The organism is Luteibacter rhizovicinus, from assembly GCF_004342265.1.
Classification (GTDB): domain Bacteria; phylum Pseudomonadota; class Gammaproteobacteria; order Xanthomonadales; family Rhodanobacteraceae; genus Luteibacter; species Luteibacter rhizovicinus_B.
In genome coordinates, this window is record NZ_SMCS01000005.1 from 129,748 (window position 1) to 147,502 (window position 17,755).

Genomic DNA, 17,755 nt, shown 5'->3' on the forward strand with positions numbered 1-17,755 from the left:
AGAACGGGTGGACGATCCATGAGTATGTGGCGGAGCCAGCTGCGCTAGGGCGCGGGCACGACGGCGATCGCCTCGATCTCCAGAAGGAGTCCGTCCCGCGACAGCTTGCTGACCTCGACAAGCGTGCTTGCCGGTGGATGCTTGAGGTCGACGTACTTGTCGCGCGCCGCACGCAGAGCCTTCAGCTGGCTCACGTCGGTAACGTAAATGGTCAGGCGGACGACGTTGGCGAAGGTGGCGTTGGCCGACTTGAGGGCGGCGTCGAGATTCGCGAAAACCTGTTCCGCCTGCGCCGCGAAATCGTTGGGACCGACAAGCTCGCCCTTCGCGTTGAATGCGACCTGGCCAGAGATATAAAGCGTCTTACCCGCAGCTGGCACTTCGACGACGTGTGTGTATCCGGTCGGTGCGGACAGGGTGGAAGGATTGATGAAGCGGACACCATTCACGGATGGCGCCGGTGCGGCATCTTTCGCGAAGGCGGTCGTGGCGAACGTGAGCATCGTAAAGGCGCAGAAGAACGACACGATCGAACGGCGAGACATGGCACGCTCCCGGGATGGCAGGTCGGGGAAGGGTACCTTTATTCCCGGGATATTGCGTCGCTCCGGGACCGGCTTATGCCGCCGTCACCCGATTGCGCCCCGCATGCTTGGCGCGATAGAGCGCCGCGTCAGCGGATTCGATCAGCGAATTCAGCTCCGGACTCGGCGATGCGGATACGCCTACGCTGGTGGTAAAGGGAATAGCCTGCCGCGAGAACAAGGCAGGCTCGCCGGCGACGCGCGAACGCATGAGTTCGGCCAGCTCGATCGCGTGTTCGCTGCCGATCTCCGGCACGACGAGCAGGAATTCCTCGCCGCCGTAGCGTGAGAACAAGGCATTGCCGGGTACTCCCGCGGCACGAATGACATGGACGAAATGCTTCAGCACTTCATCGCCCGCCGCGTGCCCCCACTGATCGTTCACCGCTTTGAAATTGTCCAGGTCGAACATCAGTACGGCGCTTGCGCGTCCACGGTTGCGACAGTCGGCAATCAGTCGCGACCCTTCGCTGACCACGGCGGCGCGATTCAGCAGGCCGGTCAGTCCGTCGGTATCGGCGGCGCGTCGCAGGTCGTGGGTGAGCCGCTGCGCGAGCATCAGCGTGAAGCCCGTGCTCAGCAGGAACGTACAAAGGATGCCGAACAGATAATTGGACGTCGTGAGCAGGGTGGCGAGTACCGCATGCGATTCGATATCCGGATAGATCGACGCGCCTGCCCGGGCGATGTAGAAGAAAGTGTCCACGATGAAAATAAGCGCGGTGAACGCACAACTGATTCGCATCTCCGGTGGCGCACGCCGGAGAAGCAGCCAGACCATCCATGCATCCCAGACGATGCTCTTGATGCCGAACACCGTGGCTTCCACTTGTTGCGGCGGCGGATCGATGAGAAACGCGACCTGTATGGCAAGGAAGAGTGCAATCACGGCAGCCGGCCACCGCGTCTTCAGCGGATATCCGATGTGATAGGCAATGCCCATGAGCATGAGGCCGTTGGCCACGGCGATAAGCACGCTGCCGATAATCGTCGACAGGAACGTCGTGTTCTCGTCATAGCCCTGCGCCAGTCCGGCAAGCGTGAGCAACCAGAACGACACGGCCCATATGTGCAGCGCGAGCATGCCTCGCAGCACCATGCTGAGCAGGGTGAAACTAAGCGAGATAGTGACGCCTACCGCCAGGCCGATGATGCCCAGCGTATAGACGTCGAGATGACCGGCCGTTCCCATTGCGCCCCCTGTGTTCCCCCGGGGACCATATTACGGCGTAAAAGGCGTCTTCACGCCGGATCTTTGCGCTGACGCGAATCCGTCTCGCGGGAGGAGGCCCAGCCGGCAAGCAGGGTGGGCAGGTGCTCCATACTGTCGAACACACAGGCGACGCCGACCTCACGCAAAGCGTCGGCCCCGCTGTGTCCGGGGCCTCCCGGGCTGTAGCCGAATACGGTGGCGCCGGTCGCGACGCCAGCGGTGGCGCCCGTCACGGTGTCCTCGACGATCGCGCAGCGCTTCGGGTCCACGCCCAGCGCACTGGCGGCGGCCAGATAGACGTCGGGGTGCGGTTTGCTGCGAGGTGTTTCATGCCCGCTGAAAATCCGGCCCTCGAAGCAGTCGAGGATGCCGACCTTGGCCAGTTGCAGCTCGACCTTGTGCCTGTCGGCACCGGAGGCGACGGCGATGCGACCGGCAAGCTGCCGGTGCAAGGTGCGTACGGTCGACACCGCCCCGGGAATGGCTTCGAGATCGCGTTCCAACGCCACGTTGCGGCGCGCCCAGAACTGCGCCAGCCATTCCGGTGTGATCGAAAAGCCCGTATGGGCCTGGATGGTCGCCGCCTCGTCCTTTACCGCCTTGCCGATGAAAATGCGCATCGTTTCTTCGAGGCTGACCTGCCAGCCGAGTTCGCCGAGCATGTCGGCAAGCACGCGAGCCGTGATGGCCTCCGAATCGACGAGTACGCCGTCACAATCGAAAAGCACGGCATCGAAAGACAATCCGGACATGGCGATCCATCTGCGGCCTGCTGGGGAGGGCAAAGGATAGCGCGCTACGCCGGTTTCTTCGTGGACCGGGCTGTCCGGGGATTGTCGACCGGAGCATTCGACTGCAGGATGCGTGAATGGACCTGCCTGTTAACTCGCTCGATACGCTTGCCACGGAAGCCTCTTCGTCCGATCGCCCGTCACGCTTCTACGCCTGGCGTCGGCCGCTCGTATGGCTGGCGATCCTGACGGCTATCGGCACGCTTCACGCATGCCATTTCTATCTCAACGAGATAGCCAACCGCTTGCCTGGACGCTTCTGGCAACGGCTGGCCGAGGAATTGACGGGGACTTTCAGCGCGGGCCTGCTGGTTCTTCCCGTGGTAGTCGCGGCTCGCCGGATCCGTGACAGCAGTCCGTGGCCGCGACGATACGCGTGGTATTTTGCGTCGCTGCTCGTCTTTTCCGCGCTGCACACCAGCCTGATCTGGGGATCGCGCAGCCTGATCTTTCCGCTGATCGGACTGGGTTCGTACGACTACGGTTCGATGCCCTGGCGCTATGCCATGGAGTTCGGCAGCGATGTGGTCGTCTATATCCTGATCGTCTCCATCAGCTGGCTTCTCGACCACTATCGCGCCAGCCGCGCTCGCGAACTGCGTGCGGCTCAGCTTGAAACCGCGCTTGCCGATGCGCGTCTGGAAGCGTTGCGACTCCAGTTGAACCCGCATTTCCTGTTCAATGCGTTGAACGCCGTTTCGGCGTCCATGTACGAGCAACCCCGCGTCGCGGACGAGATGCTTGCCCGCATCGGCGAACTGCTTCGGGCAACGCTGCAAACGTCCGCGCAGCAGCATGCCCTTGGCGATGAGCTTCGTCTTCTGGAGCTTTATCTCGATATCCAGCGCGCGCGATTCGGCGATCGTCTGGATGTACGTATGCACGTCGCACCGGGTCTTGCCGCGTCGAACGTTCCGTTCCTGTTATTGCAGCCGCTGGTGGAAAATGCGGTGGAACACGGCGGTAGCGCCGAGCGTCGCATCGACATTCATATCGTCGGGCGGGAGGAGTACATCGAGTTTCTGGTGCGGGACAACGGCGACGGTACGCCGCGCCATCGGGGGCACGGTATCGGTCTGGGCAACGTCCGGGCCAGGTTGAATCATCTGTATGGCGAGGCGACGGGCGTGGAACTGGCGCCTGCCGAGGGGGGAGGGATGCAGGTGCGGGTCTGGTTGCCGTTGTCCATGGGAGGCGCGTTGTGACGCTGCGGGTTGTACTTGTGGACGACGAGGCGCCCGCGCGGGCAAAGCTGCGGCGTTACCTCGATGCCGTGGACGAGGTCGTCGTCGTGGGCGAAGCGGGCAGCGGCAGCGAAGCACTCGCTGCGATCGCGACGCATCGGCCGGACGTGGTCTTCCTCGACATAGGCATGCCGGACATGGATGGCTTCGAGCTGCTTCAGGCACTCGGCGATCCGCTGCCGGCGGAAATCGTTTTCGTCACGGCGCACGGCGACTATGCGCTGCAGGCTTTCGAGGTGCATGCCTTCGATTATCTTTTGAAGCCGGTGAGCCCCGAACGTTTCGACCGTCTGGTGCATCGGCTTAAGGAACGCCTGACGCCGCGCGCCGATATGGGCGGCCGGATCGACCGGCTGCTGGATGCGCTGCCCGCGCCCGCTCACTTCGCCGAACATCTGCTCGTCGAAGCGGAGGGTCGTGCCGGGCTGCTGCCGGTCGATGGCATCGGCCATATCGAGGCGGATCGCAATTATCTGGTGGTCCATGCCGAGCGCGGGCGTTACCGTTTGCGCGGCACCGTGGAACGTATGCAGGCGAGACTGGACCCCGCGAAGTTCGTCCGGGTGAATCGTTCCACGCTGGTTCGCCTTGCGACGATAAAAGAAGTCGCGCCGTGGCCCGGGGGCGAGTACCGGTTGGTCCTCGACGATGGCAGCAGGCTGACCTGGACGCGGCGTTACGTGGATCAGGTCCCGCCGAGCCTGCTGATGCGGGTCTGACTGCCGTCGCGCGAGTTTCGTCCCCATCCCGGGATGGTTCGTCCCTGTGAATGCGCCGCCGCAAGGCGCGTGGGCGCATGATCGCGCTGGCATCTTTCCAGAGGCAACGGGCTCCCTATGAAACGACGTGATCTTCTCAAAGCCGCGATGGCGTCACCGTTGCTGCTCGCGGCTTTACCCGGTGGACTGGTTTCCGTATGCGCGGCGGCGGCGCGGGGCGCGGCAGGCATGCTTCGTTCGCGCGTCCGTCCGGGAGATGCCGGCTGGCCGTCGGTGGCGCAATGGGACCGACTGAACCGGGCCACGGGCGGCCATCTGCTGAAACCGGAGTCGCCCTTCGCGCATTGCGGTATCGATGGATCGGATGCCGCGTGCAAAGAGGCGCTCCAGCACATCAAGAATCCGTTTTATATCGGCGATCAGCCAGCGCTCACCCAGACCAGCGGCTGGGCGGATGCGTGGCTTTCGCAGCCGAGCGCCTATGCCGTTGCGGCAAGGAACGCATCCGATGTCGCTGCCGCGGTGAATTTCGCCCGCGAACACCATCTGCGTCTGGTCGTGAAGGGCGGTGGCCATAGTTATCAGGGAACGTCCGACGCGCCCGATTCGCTGCTGGTGTGGACGCGGGCGATGAATACCGTGACGTCGCACGATGCTTTCGTCGCGCAGGGCTGCGTGGGCACCGCACCGCAACCGGCGGTGACTGTCGGCGCGGGAGCGATGTGGATCGACGCGTACGATGCGGTGACGACCCAGGGGAATCGTTATGTGCAGGGAGGCGGATGCACGACGGTCGGCGTCGCGGGGCTTGTGCAGAGCGGCGGCTTCGGCAGTTTTTCCAAGCAGTTCGGCACGGCGGCGGCCGGGTTGATCGAGGCCGAAGTCGTCACTGCCGACGGCGTCGTTCGCACGGCCAATGCGTGCACGAACCCGGAACTGTTCTGGGCTATCAAGGGTGGAGGCGGCGGCAGTCTGGGTGTGGTCACGCGGCTCACGTTGCGTACGCACGCATTGCCCGAATTTTTCGGAGGGGTATTCGGGGCGATCCAGGCATCGTCGGATACGGCTTACCGGGCACTGATCGCCAAAGCGATCGAGTTCTATCAGGCCAGTCTGTTCAATCCGCACTGGGGAGAGCAGATGTCCTTGCGCGGGGAGCGTGTCCTGCGTGTTTCGATGGTTTTCCAGGGGCTGGATAAGGCACAGGCGGAGAAAACATGGCAACCCCTCATCGACTGGGTGAATGAGCGTAAGGAATACGCCTTCGTCGAGCCGTTGAAGGCGCGGGCGCTGCCCGCCCGCCATTTCTGGGACGCCGAATTTTTCCGCGAGCACGCACCGGGCCTGATGGTCGCCGACGACAGGCCGGAGGCGCCGCGCAATCGCGTGCTCTGGAAAGGAGACCAGGGACAGGTCGGCTGGTTCATTCATGCCTATCAGTCGATCTGGATGCCGGCGAGCCTGTTGCGTAAGGACCGGCAATCCGACCTCGTCGATGCGTTGTTTGCCGCGGCGGGGAAATGGGATGTCGAACTGCATTTCAATAAGGGGTTGGCCGGCGGAGGCGACGATGCGATTGCCAGGTCGCGCGATACGGCCACGAATCCCGCCGTGCTAGAAGCTTTCGCGCTGGCCATCATCGGCAGCAGCGGCTCGCCGGCGTATCCGGGCATGCCCGGTGCCACGGTCGATATCGCCAAGGCACGGGACGATGCGAAGCACGTAAGTGCGGCAGCGGAGGCATTGCGGAAAATCGTGCCGGATGCGGGAGCGTACGTATCGGAAAGCGACTATTTCCAGGCGTCCTGGCAGTCGGCTTTCTGGGGTACGAACTATTCGAGGCTGGCAGCGGCGAAGCGCAAGTACGATCCCGAGGGTCTTTTCTTTGTCCACCATGGTGTCGGAAGCGAGGGCTGGAGCGCCGATGGGTTCACCCGTACGACGTAGCCGGTAGCGCAAGCGAAATCTTGCGGTACCATCGGACGCCATGAGGTTCCATGGCCAGTCCGGACGTCTTGAGGGGTTACGATGAAACGGTTCTTGGGAACGCTTGCGTTGACCGTCGCGCTTGCCGGCTGCCAGGGTATGGGCACCAAAATCGCGAAGCTCGACGTCGGTACCCCTCGCGAAGAGGTCGTCGACAGGCTGGGGCGTCCCGACTCCGTCCGCACGGTGATCGGGTTCGAAGTGATGAGCTACCTCAACCGCCATCGCAGCCGCTTCTCGTTTTCCTCGTCCGACTACACCGTGATCCTGAAGGACGGTCTCGTGACGCAGTTCGGCCCCGGCCTGATCAAGCGCGATAGCAAGACCACGCTCGTCATCGAGCAATAAGCGGTCGGAAGAGCGCGTCCACCAGGTGGTCGACGATCGTCGACATGGGTATGGCGCTCAACCAGACCGGAACGAACGGCAGCAGTCCGCTAATGGCCAGCGCGGCCAGTCCCTGATAGTCGAACAGCATGAGGCGCATGTCGTAGACATTGCCGACGATGCCGTACAGGTCCGTCGTCGACGAGAAGTCGGGGCGTTCCAGGCTGGATGTGTCGACCGTCATCTGCGAAGGACCCCGGTGTATGCCGGGGTGACGGTGAGGGGATAGCAGCGGTTCGCACGCAGGTCACGGCAGGTCTTGTGTAGGAGTTTGCTTGAGCGCGATGTCCTCAGGGCCCCAGGAAGTGCCGAATCACCGTTATCGCGATAACCCACTGCTACGTCTTCGCAGGGATCGCGTTCAAGCGCGCTTCTACACAAGATCCGCGATGGCCGGGGGCGCTGCTCTGAATGTGACGACCAGGACGTCGCGGTGGGCTGGCTCGGAGGCATCGAGCGGGGTGACGGGCGTGACGCCGTGGAATACGCGGGGATCGTCGATCAATGCGCAGTCCAGCGGTCGCGTCAGGGTGAAATCGCCGAGCAGCCGGCCATCGGGTGCGTGGATCGTCGTGGTGCCGCTGGCGATGTTGTGCCGGTCGACCAGCAGTACCAGGACGTAGTCGACGCCGTCGCGATGACTGCCTTCGGGTGTCGGCTCGCCGGCGGTCTGTGCGTTGGCCTCGATGCGGAACTGGTGTACCTCGACGTGCCAGCGCGGTACGCCGGGCGCGAGGGCGCCGAAGAAATCGTGACAGAACCGAAGAATCGACCGCATGCTCGCGCTTGCCGCGATGGTGGGTAGTACGGGTTCGAACCAGCGCTCGATATCGCCTTGAAGCGTGTTGTATTTCAGCGCCTGGTAATGCGGCTGATGCGGTTCCGGCGTGACGGGACTACCCGGTACGGCCGAAAACGTGGCGTGCCGCCGGCGACGATAGCGCCCATGCGCGGCGAGGTAGGCATCGGGTGCCAGGTCGTTCCAGCTTGCCGCGAATTCGTTCCAGTCGTCGAGTCCGCTTGCCCTGTCGAGCAGCGGACGCATCGCGTCGTGGGTAACGAAGGCATAACCGTCATTACGTAGCAGGTCGAGCAGCGCCGGGACAGCCGGGGCGGAGAGCGTGGTCATTCGCAGATTATAGAGCGTTGCTTCGTTCGCGAGCTGCCTGAGCTCAGGGCAGCTTGACCGGTGGCGGACGGTCGAGCGCCTGCAGCAATGGCTGATCCCGGCTGTAGACGTCCGGCTTGAACGCGATATGCCCGTCGTCGGCGATGTCGACCGTCCAGTACGCCAGCAATACGGGGACGGAGGCCGGCAGGGTCACGTTCTGTGTCTTGCCGGCGGCGATGCGGTCGTCGATGGCGGCGCGGTTCCACTTCGTGTCGTCGTTGAACAGTAACTGGACCAGTTCGAGAGGTTTCTCCACGCGGATGCAGCCGGAACTGGTGTCGCGTTTCTGCAGTGCGAACATTTCCTGGTGCGGCGTGTCGTGCAGGTAGACGGAGAACGAGTTCGGAAACCGGATGACGACGCGTCCCAGCGAGTTGCCGGGCCCGGCATCCTGACGAAGGGTGATCCCGCGCGGATTGTTCCAGTCGACGCTGGAAACGGGCACGACCTGACCGCTGCCGTTGAGCGCGCGGATGCGGTTGTTTGCGAGATAGGCGGGGTTCTGACGGACCTTGGGCAGTATGTCGTTCTTCAGAATCGTCGGCGGTACGGTCCAAGTCGGGTTGAACGTGATGTAGGTGATCTGCGAACGGAAGATCGGCGTGCTTCGATAGGGTTTGCCTACCTGCACGCGCGAACGCCATACCGGCTTGCCGTCGCGATAGAAGCTGATCTTGTAGCCCGCGATGTCGACCACGACGAAGGTTCCCTGAAGCTCGTGCAGCAGCCAGCGCGCGCGCTCGAGATTCACGCGGATCTGCTCGATGCGCTGCTGGACGGGTACGTTCATTGCGGCAACGGTACTCGCGCCCACGCTACCGTCCGCATCCAGGTACTGATCGGCCTGAAAGCGTTTGACGGCATCGGTCAGCGGGCTGTCGAAGGTGTTGCCGGAGGCGAGCGTGGGATCGAGATAGCCACCCGCTACCAGACGCGTACGCAGCGCGCCGACCCGCGCATCGGTCATGCCGGATTTGAGCACCGGACCGTCGGTGAGGGTGGGCCAGCCGCCTTTGGCGGCGATATCGCGCATCCGGGCAAGGCCATCGCGAAGGCTTGTATACAGCGTGTTCTGCGGCCGGGCCATGGCGTAGACCTGGTCGATGCTGCGCTCTTCGATAGCCGTCTGGATCATGCTCATCCCCTGCTGGGGATCGATGGCGACGGGATCGAAATTCCACGTGGCATCGAGGCTGACCGGATCGACCTTGCCGCGCGCGAGCTGTACCAGCGACGTGATGTAAGTCGTGGTGGCCAGCACATCGAACTCCGCTTTCTGCGTCGGCGAGGCATTGGCGGGATCGAGTCCGTCACGCAGCGACGTCAGCTGCGACAGCGAATAGTCCTCGGGGTTGAGACCGTCGGTGTCCATGGACCGGAGTCCCGCCAGCAACTGGTCGACATTCGTTTTGTCCGTCCACGCGGCGGTGTAATGCCTCTGCGCATAGAAATCGCCCACGGCTTTCCCCAGCGTGACCTCGGATCGCGGCAACGGGCCGCCACCGATCGGCGTCATCTGCTGCATGCGCGCGTAGATGGCCTGTGCGACGGGGTCGTCGGCTGCCGGCGGGGCGGGTGCCGCGGCAACCGACGAACTGGCCGCGGGTGCGATGATCGGCGGTGGCGCCGCCGCCGAACTGGCGGAGGAGGGAACCTGCGCGTTGGCGGTGAAGGCAAGACCCGCTGTGAGAATGGCGATGGCAATGCGGCGCGACACGAACTTTTCCATAGACATGATCAATCAATTCCTGTGATTCGTGTGCATTGTCTCAGTTCTTCACATATATGAATGACTGCGGCGTGACGATAATGTGGTCGACAAATGATCGGCACGTTAGGATGCCCCCTGAGTTTGCCCCGGTCGGTTGCATGATTGAATTCCAACGTTCGCTCGCCGTTCTGGCGCCCCTTGCTTTGGTCGCCTGCTTCGCCCTCGCCACTTCCGCACGCGCCGATTCCCTTGGCGCTGCGTTGGCCCGCCTCGCTCCCTCCGCTGATCCCAAGGTGATCGGACTCGCTGTCCGGGCATCGGCGTGCGCGCAGGGACAGGGCATGGCACCGTCGGAGAAGCTCGCGGTGATCGATTATTCGAAGCCTTCGTCGGAACCACGGCTGTGGGTGTTCGATACCGTCAAACGAAAGCTTCTGTTCCAGGAGCTGGTGGCCCATGGCCGCAATAGCGGCGACGCGCTTTCGACGCGCTTTTCCAATGCGCCGGAAAGCCTCGCTTCCAGCATCGGCCTGTTCCGCACGTCGTCGGCGTACGAAGGCAAGAACGGCTATTCGTTGCGGATGGATGGGTTGGAGCGCGGTGTAAACGATCACGCGTTCGATCGCGCTCTCGTTATTCACGGGGCGGTTTACGTCAGCGAATCCATGGCCAGGGCGGCGGGCCGCATCGGTCGCAGCTGGGGTTGCCCGGCGGTTCGCGTCGCTGTCGCGCACAAGCTGATCGACGCGTTGAAGGACGGGCAGATGGTGTTCTCCTATTACCCCGACAAGCGCTGGCTTTCGTCGTCCGCGTTCCTCAATAAGTGCCCGGTCGGCCAGCTGGCGAAAGCCGAAGCCACGCGCGCAGGCGATACCGGCATCTGATCTCGCGCTAGAATCGGCGGAACCTAACCGTGGAATCGAGCATGAAACACGTTCTTGCGATCGCCGCCTGTGTCGCCCTTGCCGGCTGCGCTACGCGCGGCATGACGGATACCCTTCCCAAGCTCAGCAGCCATACGTCGAAGAGTGTCCAGGCGTATGTGCAGTGCGTCGAGCCGAAGTGGCAGGCGATCACGCCGAATGCCAAGGGCAACAGCAAGGACGACGAAGGCCGCATCACCGCCGACGACAGCAAGTCCAGCGCCCATGAGCGCATCGACGTCAAGGCCAGCGGTGCCGGCGCACAGGTCGTAATGTACGAAATCCAGAAGGGCAAGGGCGACTACGACGGTCGTTATCGCGAGGAAGCGATTTCCTGCCTCTGAAGCCCAGAGCTTCCGACTGAAGAGGCGACCTTTGGGTCGCCTCTCGTCTGTTACACGAGTCCCCACGGGCAAGGAACGCCATCGTGCACTTCGATACGCAATTTCGTCCCGAACACGGGGACATGATTTTTGGCCTGAGCGCGACGATTAGCCGCTACGCCTTTCCGCATCACTATCGATACGTTCTGTGCTGCATTCCGATGGGGCCGTTGCCGCATATCAGCTTCGTTGGCCGGTGTAATGGCATGCTGGGAAGTGCCGCCGACCCGCGTAGCGGTATCCGCTATATCGTCGAATACGGTCTGCGCAGGGCTGGCAATATCACCATGGACGATGAGTCCACGATGCTTGCCGAATTGCATCGCCGCATGGGCATGAGCGACGCGGACGATCCGGCCTCGATGGATCCGAGGTTGCTCTACGCGTGCGTTTATTTGATGGACCTGTTCGCGCACCCGAAGTATTCGATCGTCGCGCCGCTCATACGGAACCTGGCCGTCCGGACGTCGGAGCGAAACGAACGGTTCGCGCCCGCATGGAGCGTCGCCAACAGTACCTGGCTTGCCACGAAGCACATGAGCAAGTTCGCGCTCGAGCAGTTGCTCAAGGACAAAGGTATCCACTGGCGGGGAGCGAGCCCGGCGACCGTGCACTTCGCCCTCGACGGCCTGGACATGCGTCGCGTTGTCGACAAAACCGATCGCTCGCATGCAGGCGGCCGTCCTTCGGGACCGGTCGATATGTCGATGCCGGGTTACACCGGGTCCGAATTGCGCTATCTGTTCCGTCAGCGCGAGAAGCTGGAAGGACTCGTCCGTTTCTATCTGGATAAAAGGGAAGTCGCCGCGCCCTGGGATACCGACCCCGAGCTGTGGGGGTGCTACGTGCCGCGAATGGCGGGGCCGTCCCGCTAACCGCGATCGCTACTTGTCAGTGTGGGTGGGAATCACCACACTTTGTCGATCCTTTGGGGGAAGGGGCTATGGCGCGTACGTTCGTAGTTGGCGTCAGGCTGCTCGCGGGCAGCCGCGAGGAGGACGTCGTGGAGCGGATCCGCGACGCGCTGAACATCGCCCGCGAAAAGGGGCTGATGACCCGCAAGGATATTTATATTTCCCGTACCGAGGCTGGCCACATACTGGTCATCGCCGAGCTCTCGTCCGTCAGGAGCATCGAGGCCATGGACGAAGACCCGGACCTGCAGGAAGCCATCAGTCGCATCAGCGGCGTGGCCGAGGCATTTCCGCTGCATACGCTGATCGAATTCAGCGCGGCGCGCGTGACATTCGAGGCGATCGGACCCTAGCTTTTTGTGATCTGCGTCTCGATAAGAGGTCTGCTGTGGCCGCAACTATGCTTGGGCGGCCGGGAGCGGTCTCATCGGGAGGCGATATGGAACTGACGCAATACCGACGTACGCAGGGGCAGCAGGCAACCTACCTCGTGGAATACGGACCGGACGGTTACCAGATCAGTCGCGACGGACGGCTGCGACGAAGCAAGCAGCTTGGCCCGGCCTGCCGACTGATGGGGCAGCGGGAGCGGGTGCGCGTGGCAAAGCAGTTCGCCATCGAGGATATCGAGCGTCTGATCGGGATGGAAGAGTAAGCCGGCAGGCCGGTTTCACCGATCCTGCACATAGTCCACCCAATGCTTCGGGGCATTCCCGTCAAGGAGCGCGCCATGCGTCCCGCCTATACCCTCGTTCTCGCGGTAGTCGCCCTCGCGGGCTGCGCCACGCAAAACCAGCGTCACACCGAAATTCACGACGCGATGTCCAGTACGGTCTATCAGTATCAGGACCCGACCGAGGGCGACGCGACCCTGACGCTTATAAGAGACCACGACCTGTGGGGAGCCGGGTGCTCCAGCGCCATCTATGTCGACGACAAGGTGGTCGCGGATATGGAGGTCGGTCAACAACTTACGCTGCACCTTCCTTCCGGTAGCCGGAAGCTGAGCCTCCTGCCGCACGGCGCCTGCGACGCACCCCGGGTAGACGCCGACGCGACGCTGGGTACGGGCGAAACCCGGGTGTTCCGTATTTCGCCGGACGGGGGTAGTCTGACGGCTGAGAAGCACGCCCCGGGTTGAAATTCTGTGACCCGTGTCGTGGCTTCGGATCATGCCGCAAAGGACGGGGAGGCAATCATGCATCGGCGGATCGTTGGACATTACTGCGTCGAAGTGCGAAGCATGCAAACGTCGGCTGGCGTGTACAAGTCGGCCTACATCGTCGAACCTGCGGCCTATATCGGTCCGAAGGACTTCGTGATGATCTCCCTCCTCGACGATTTCGAAAATGAACGCAGCGCGGTAGATGCCGCCATGGGGCGTGGTATCAAACACGCCGAATGGCTGGACACCGCCAGATCGGAACGTACTCGATGAAAATGTATGCGATGAAAGCAGGGATGGCCGCGAGCTTTGTGCTCGCTTTGTGCGTTGCCGGTGTCGCCTTCGCCGGAAGCACGGTCAGGATAGGTTCCAGCGTACTTTCCGTGGGCGACTCGGAAGGCAAGGTTTACCAGGTGGCGGGCAAGCCCTCGCGCACACGTCCCATCGAGGCCGCCGCGGGCGGCTACGAAGGTGATCGCCTCGACTACGACGTCGACCATAAGACGGTGCAGATTTTTATCAGGAACGGCCGCGTCGACAAGATCGTGGAAATCGATTCCTGACGTGACCTCCGCGACAACTGGCCCGTGACGCATACGCGACGGGCCGCCCTCTGGACTTCGCTACACAGGACGCCATCGGGCTTCCGTGCGGGTCTATGTGTGCGTGTAACTCACGGGTTCGCGACTGATCGCGGCATTTTTCACGCCTAAATCACCGATTTGTAGGTCATCGCCTACAGACGGCACGACACGTACCTGCTTCACTACAGGTGCTCCTGATCGGGGTCGGCAGACCTCGGGCAGTGGGCAGTTAACCTCGATTGCCCCCTTTAACGGCGCCCGAAACGGCGCCGCTTTTTTTGGGGGAGGGCTCGGCTTTGCCATCGCTTTCGCGCTGTGAGGCTTCGGGGAGAGCCGTCGGCCACCACCCTCGACGCTCCGGCTTCACCGTCGCTCGGGGAAGGAGAGCCGCTGCGCGGCTTGTGTCTGATGGCTGCGCCCCGTCGCGCCCGCGCTGCGGGCGGGGGTTTTTGATTCGGCCTCCCTGCCTCAGCAAAAACGGCGGACCGTCCAGGTCCGCCCCCTGCGGGCCTGGTCCGCCCGCCGCGCTCGGTTCCGCAAGTCGCGTCGAGGGTGGTGGCCGACGGCTCTGCCGAACGCGGCGGTCACGTGGGGGAAAGCAGCGCGTTGACGCATGGGTATAGGTGACCGCATGCCGGGCCTCTCGCAAGGGGTCGCAGGATATGAGACGACACGGCTCTACAACGGAAGCCCCCGTCTGTCGTCGAGCGCTCCCCGTGGCTGCCTACCTTTCCACTCTACGTTCCGACGAGAGCGACGCTGTCGTCGGAACGGCACTCGACGGTCATGCGCTGGCTAGTCGCCTTACCGCCAAGTACGGCGATCGTGTGGCATCCGCATTCACCGTCTTCGGCAGGGAAGGGGCGTTCGTGCCGCTACCCGACGACCTTCCCGAGAGCCTGGCCACCGCGTTGCGTTCGCGCGGCATCGACCGTCTGTACAGCCATCAGCGGCAAGCATGGGACGCCGCGCGCGCCGGCCGGCACGTGCTGGTGGCTACGCCGACGGCATCGGGCAAGACGCTCTGCTACACGTTGCCCGTGATCGCCTCCGTGCTGGAAAGCGGTGGAAAAGCGCTTTACCTGTTTCCCACCAAGGCGCTCGCGCAGGACCAGGTTGCCGAACTGCTCGACATCAACCGTGCCGGCGATCTTGGCGTGAAGGCTTTTACGTTCGATGGCGATACGCCCGGCGATGCCCGGCAGGCGATCCGGCTGCACGGCGACGTGGTGGTCAGCAATCCGGACATGCTGCACCAGGCGATCCTGCCGCATCACACGAAATGGGCGCAGTTTTTCGAGAATCTTCGCTATGTGGTTATCGACGAAATCCATACCTATCGCGGCGTGTTCGGATCGCATCTGGCCAACGTGCTGCGCAGGCTCAGGCGCATCTGTGCGTTTTACGGAGTGCGTCCGCAGTTCGTGCTGTGTTCGGCCACCATCGGCAATGCGACGGAACATGCGCAGGCGCTGATCGAAGACGATGTGACCACGATTGCACAGAGCGGAGCGCCGAGTGGCGACAAGCACGTGCTGCTGTGGAACCCACCCGTGATCAATCCCGATCTGGGTTTGCGTGCCTCGGCGCGTTCCCAGACGAACCTCATCGCGCGCGTCGCTATCAAGGCAAAGCTGAAGACGCTGGTGTTCGCCCAGTCGCGGCTGATGGTGGAGGTGCTGACGAAGTATCTGAAAGATGTTTTCGATCACGATCCGCGGAAACCCGCGCGCATCCGCGCCTATCGCGGCGGGTATCTGCCGACCGAGCGGCGCGAGGTGGAGCGCGAGATGCGTGCGGGCAACGTGGATGGCATCGTATCCACCTCGGCGCTGGAACTGGGCGTCGACATCGGCAGCCTGGATGCGGTGGTGCTCAACGGTTATCCCGGTTCGATCGCGGCAACCTGGCAGCGTTTCGGTCGCGCGGGACGCCGCCAGCAGCCGTCGCTGGGCGTGCTGGTGGCGACCAGTGCGCCGCTGGACCAGTACCTCATGCGCCATCCGGCGTTTCTGACGGAAGCGAGTCCCGAGCACGCGCGTATCCAGCCCGATCAGCCTCTGATCCTGCTCGACCACATCCGCTGCGCGGCGTTCGAGCTGCCTTTCGTGGGCGGCGATACGTTCGGGCCGGTCGATGCCGAGCCGTATCTGCAGGTACTGGCCGAAAGTGAGGTGCTGCATCGCGAGGGCGATCGCTGGGAATGGATCGCCGATAGCTATCCCGCCATAGCGGTCAGTCTGCGTTCGGTGGCCGACGGCAATTTTGTTGTCGTCGACCGTACCGGCGGGCGGCAGACGATCATCGCCGAGGTCGACTATTCGGCAGCTGCCCTGACGCTGTACGAAGGCGCGATCCACATGGTTCAGTCCGTGCCTTACCAGATCGAAAAGCTCGACTGGGAAGGGCGCAAGGCGTACTGCACGCGCACGCATGTCGATTACTACACCGATGCCATCGACTACACCCGGCTCAAGGAGCTGGAATGTTTCGATGGCACGAATGCGGGGGAAGGAAGTGCGCGGCACGGCGAGGTCCATGTGATTCGCCGTGTGTCCGGTTACAAGAAAATCCGCTACTACACGCATGAAAACATCGGCTACGGTCCGGTGAATCTGCCCGATCAGGAGTTGCATACCACGGCGGTATGGTGGCAGTTGCCGCAAGCGACGCTCGACGAGGCTTTTCCATCCCGGCAGGCGGCGCTGGACGGTTTTCTTGGCGCCGGGTATGCGTTGCACACCGCAGCCATCGTCGCGGTGATGGCCGAAGCGCGCGATCTGCAGAAAGCCGTCGGTAGTGGCGAAGGCGAATGGTCGGCGCATGTCGATGCCAGTGGCCGTGGGCAGGTTCGGGCACCGGACGGTGGACTGGACAGGATCGATACGCTGGAGCGTTTCCTCCCTACCGTTTATCTCTACGACAATTTTCCCGGTGGCGTCGGCCTTAGCGAACCGTTGTTCCATCGGGCCGCTGAGTTGATCCGGCTTGCGCTTGCGACAGTCGATGGCTGCGAATGCAAGGCCGGCTGTCCCGCGTGTGTCGGGCCGGTGCTGGCCGCCGACGAACATCGCGAGGAAACGCCTCGCATGCTTGCGGCACGCGTGCTGCGTCTGCTCGGTGCCACGGCATGAGCGAACTTGCGCTTCGTTTGGCGAGCTTGCGTCGCGAGGCCGGCGCGCCCGTGATTCCGAAGATACGTCCGCCGGCACCTGCACGACCGGACATTGACGCGTTACGCCGCATGGCCGGAGTACGGCAACGACTCGGCCTGCCCGTGACGACACGCAGCGCGAGCCGCGATGTTCCCGGCGACGAACTCGCGCCGGGTCTGCGTTATCTGGAGCAGCGCTTCGCGTGGCCCGATGCGCCGTCCGTGCTCGATCTGTCCTTCGCGAAACTCGAGCCCGCCGCGCGCCATCGCTTCCTGCATTTCGACACGGAAACCACGGGTCTTGCCGGTGGAACGGGCACGCGTGCCTTCATGATCGGGGCGGCGGACTGGCACGACGAAACCCTGCGCGTGCGTCAGCTCTACATCACGGCGATGAGTGCCGAACCGGCGATGCTGTGTGCATTCGCGGCGTGGCTCGACGAGGAAACCGTGCTGGTCAGCTACAACGGAAAATCTTACGACGCTCCCTTGCTGGCCACGCGCTATCGTCTGGCGCGGATGACGAATCCGCTGTTCGGACTGCCGCATGTGGACCTGCTGCATCCGATGAGGCGGCGTTATCGTCACGTATGGCCGAACTGCCGCATGGCGACCGCGGAGCGCCAGTTGCTGAATGTCGTTCGCGAAGACGATCTGCCCGGTTCCGAAGCCCCGCGTGCATGGCTGACCTATCTGCGCGGCGGACCATCGACCGATCTCAAACGCGTCGCCGCGCACAATCTTCAGGATGTACGCAGTCTCGGTGGTTTGCTGGTGAAGGCGCATGCCTGGGCCGATGACGAAAAATAGACGGGTTGCCGCGCAA

At 63.1% G+C, this 17,755-nt stretch carries 20 protein-coding genes; 14 read left to right on the forward strand and 6 right to left on the reverse strand.

What is annotated here, in order from left to right:
• Positions 1-44 precede the first annotated feature (44 nt).
• From EC912_RS13560 to EC912_RS13570, 3 genes are all read right to left on the reverse strand, one after another.
• Positions 45-545, reverse strand: a complete 501-nt coding sequence (locus EC912_RS13560; RefSeq protein ID WP_207906846.1) for a RidA family protein — start codon at positions 543-545, stop codon at positions 45-47.
• A 73-nt stretch (positions 546-618) separates the two neighbouring features.
• Positions 619-1,776 carry a GGDEF domain-containing protein gene (locus EC912_RS13565; protein ID WP_132144932.1) on the reverse strand — a complete coding sequence of 386 codons (1,158 nt, stop codon included), beginning with the start codon at positions 1,774-1,776 and terminating at the stop codon, positions 619-621.
• A 50-nt stretch (positions 1,777-1,826) separates the two neighbouring features.
• Positions 1,827-2,549: an HAD family hydrolase gene (locus tag EC912_RS13570; protein ID WP_132144934.1), complete on the reverse strand. Its 723-nt coding sequence runs from the start codon at positions 2,547-2,549 to the stop codon at positions 1,827-1,829.
• 116 nt (positions 2,550-2,665) lie between these two features.
• Here EC912_RS13570 and EC912_RS13575 point away from each other — a divergent pair, with 116 nt between their 5' ends.
• From EC912_RS13575 to EC912_RS13590, 4 genes are all read left to right on the forward strand, one after another.
• A complete protein-coding gene (locus tag EC912_RS13575; protein ID WP_132144936.1) occupies positions 2,666-3,793 on the forward strand; it encodes a sensor histidine kinase in 1,128 nt (375 codons plus the stop codon).
• Entirely contained in the window at positions 3,790-4,551 is a 762-nt protein-coding gene (locus EC912_RS13580) for a LytR/AlgR family response regulator transcription factor (protein WP_132144938.1), read from the forward strand. Before EC912_RS13575 ends, EC912_RS13580 begins: the two co-directional genes overlap by 4 nt.
• Positions 4,552-4,668: 117 nt before the next feature.
• On the forward strand, positions 4,669-6,498 hold the full coding sequence (locus tag EC912_RS13585) for an FAD-binding oxidoreductase (protein WP_132144940.1): 1,830 nt from the start codon (positions 4,669-4,671) through the stop codon (positions 6,496-6,498).
• Positions 6,499-6,579: 81 nt separating this feature from the next.
• Positions 6,580-6,885 carry a hypothetical protein gene (locus tag EC912_RS13590; RefSeq protein WP_132144942.1) on the forward strand — a complete coding sequence of 102 codons (306 nt, stop codon included), beginning with the start codon at positions 6,580-6,582 and terminating at the stop codon, positions 6,883-6,885.
• Here EC912_RS13590 and EC912_RS13595 read toward each other — a convergent pair.
• The 3 genes from EC912_RS13595 to EC912_RS13605 all read right to left on the reverse strand — a co-directional run bounded on the left by EC912_RS13595 (position 6,872) and on the right by EC912_RS13605 (position 9,830).
• Positions 6,872-7,108, reverse strand: coding sequence for a hypothetical protein (locus EC912_RS13595; protein ID WP_132144944.1), 237 nt, complete (start codon positions 7,106-7,108; stop codon positions 6,872-6,874). The genes EC912_RS13590 and EC912_RS13595 overlap by 14 nt on opposite strands.
• Positions 7,109-7,297: 189 nt before the next feature.
• Positions 7,298-8,053 carry a 2OG-Fe dioxygenase family protein gene (locus EC912_RS13600; protein ID WP_132144946.1) on the reverse strand — a complete coding sequence of 252 codons (756 nt, stop codon included), beginning with the start codon at positions 8,051-8,053 and terminating at the stop codon, positions 7,298-7,300.
• Positions 8,054-8,096: 43 nt separating this feature from the next.
• Positions 8,097-9,830 (reverse strand): L,D-transpeptidase family protein, encoded by a 1,734-nt coding sequence (locus tag EC912_RS13605; protein WP_132144948.1) that lies wholly within the window; start codon positions 9,828-9,830, stop codon positions 8,097-8,099.
• Positions 9,831-9,964: 134 nt separating this feature from the next.
• Between EC912_RS13605 and EC912_RS13610 the strand changes: the two genes are divergently transcribed.
• The 10 genes from EC912_RS13610 (at position 9,965) to EC912_RS13655 (ending at position 17,739) form a co-directional block, all read left to right on the forward strand.
• Positions 9,965-10,690, forward strand: a complete 726-nt coding sequence (locus EC912_RS13610) for a murein L,D-transpeptidase catalytic domain family protein (RefSeq protein ID WP_132144950.1) — start codon at positions 9,965-9,967, stop codon at positions 10,688-10,690.
• Between the two features lie 41 nt (positions 10,691-10,731).
• Entirely contained in the window at positions 10,732-11,073 is a 342-nt protein-coding gene (locus EC912_RS13615; protein WP_132144952.1) for a hypothetical protein, read from the forward strand.
• A gap of 83 nt (positions 11,074-11,156) precedes the next feature.
• A complete protein-coding gene (locus EC912_RS13620) occupies positions 11,157-11,987 on the forward strand; it encodes a hypothetical protein (protein WP_132144954.1) in 831 nt (276 codons plus the stop codon).
• Between the two features lie 68 nt (positions 11,988-12,055).
• Entirely contained in the window at positions 12,056-12,379 is a 324-nt protein-coding gene (locus EC912_RS13625; protein ID WP_132144956.1) for a hypothetical protein, read from the forward strand.
• A gap of 86 nt (positions 12,380-12,465) precedes the next feature.
• Positions 12,466-12,681 (forward strand): hypothetical protein, encoded by a 216-nt coding sequence (locus EC912_RS13630; protein ID WP_132144958.1) that lies wholly within the window; start codon positions 12,466-12,468, stop codon positions 12,679-12,681.
• Between the two features lie 75 nt (positions 12,682-12,756).
• A complete protein-coding gene (locus EC912_RS13635; RefSeq protein WP_132144960.1) occupies positions 12,757-13,167 on the forward strand; it encodes a hypothetical protein in 411 nt (136 codons plus the stop codon).
• A gap of 102 nt (positions 13,168-13,269) precedes the next feature.
• Positions 13,270-13,464: a hypothetical protein gene (locus EC912_RS13640; protein ID WP_207906847.1), complete on the forward strand. Its 195-nt coding sequence runs from the start codon at positions 13,270-13,272 to the stop codon at positions 13,462-13,464.
• Positions 13,465-13,487: 23 nt separating this feature from the next.
• Complete coding sequence (locus tag EC912_RS13645) at positions 13,488-13,754, forward strand: DUF2845 domain-containing protein (protein WP_132144964.1); 267 nt, start codon at positions 13,488-13,490, stop codon at positions 13,752-13,754.
• A gap of 683 nt (positions 13,755-14,437) precedes the next feature.
• Complete coding sequence (locus EC912_RS13650) at positions 14,438-16,909, forward strand: DEAD/DEAH box helicase (protein ID WP_132144966.1); 2,472 nt, start codon at positions 14,438-14,440, stop codon at positions 16,907-16,909.
• Positions 16,906-17,739 carry a ribonuclease H-like domain-containing protein gene (locus EC912_RS13655; RefSeq protein WP_132144968.1) on the forward strand — a complete coding sequence of 278 codons (834 nt, stop codon included), beginning with the start codon at positions 16,906-16,908 and terminating at the stop codon, positions 17,737-17,739. The genes EC912_RS13650 and EC912_RS13655 overlap by 4 nt, the downstream gene beginning before the upstream one ends.
• Positions 17,740-17,755: the final 16 nt, after the last annotated feature.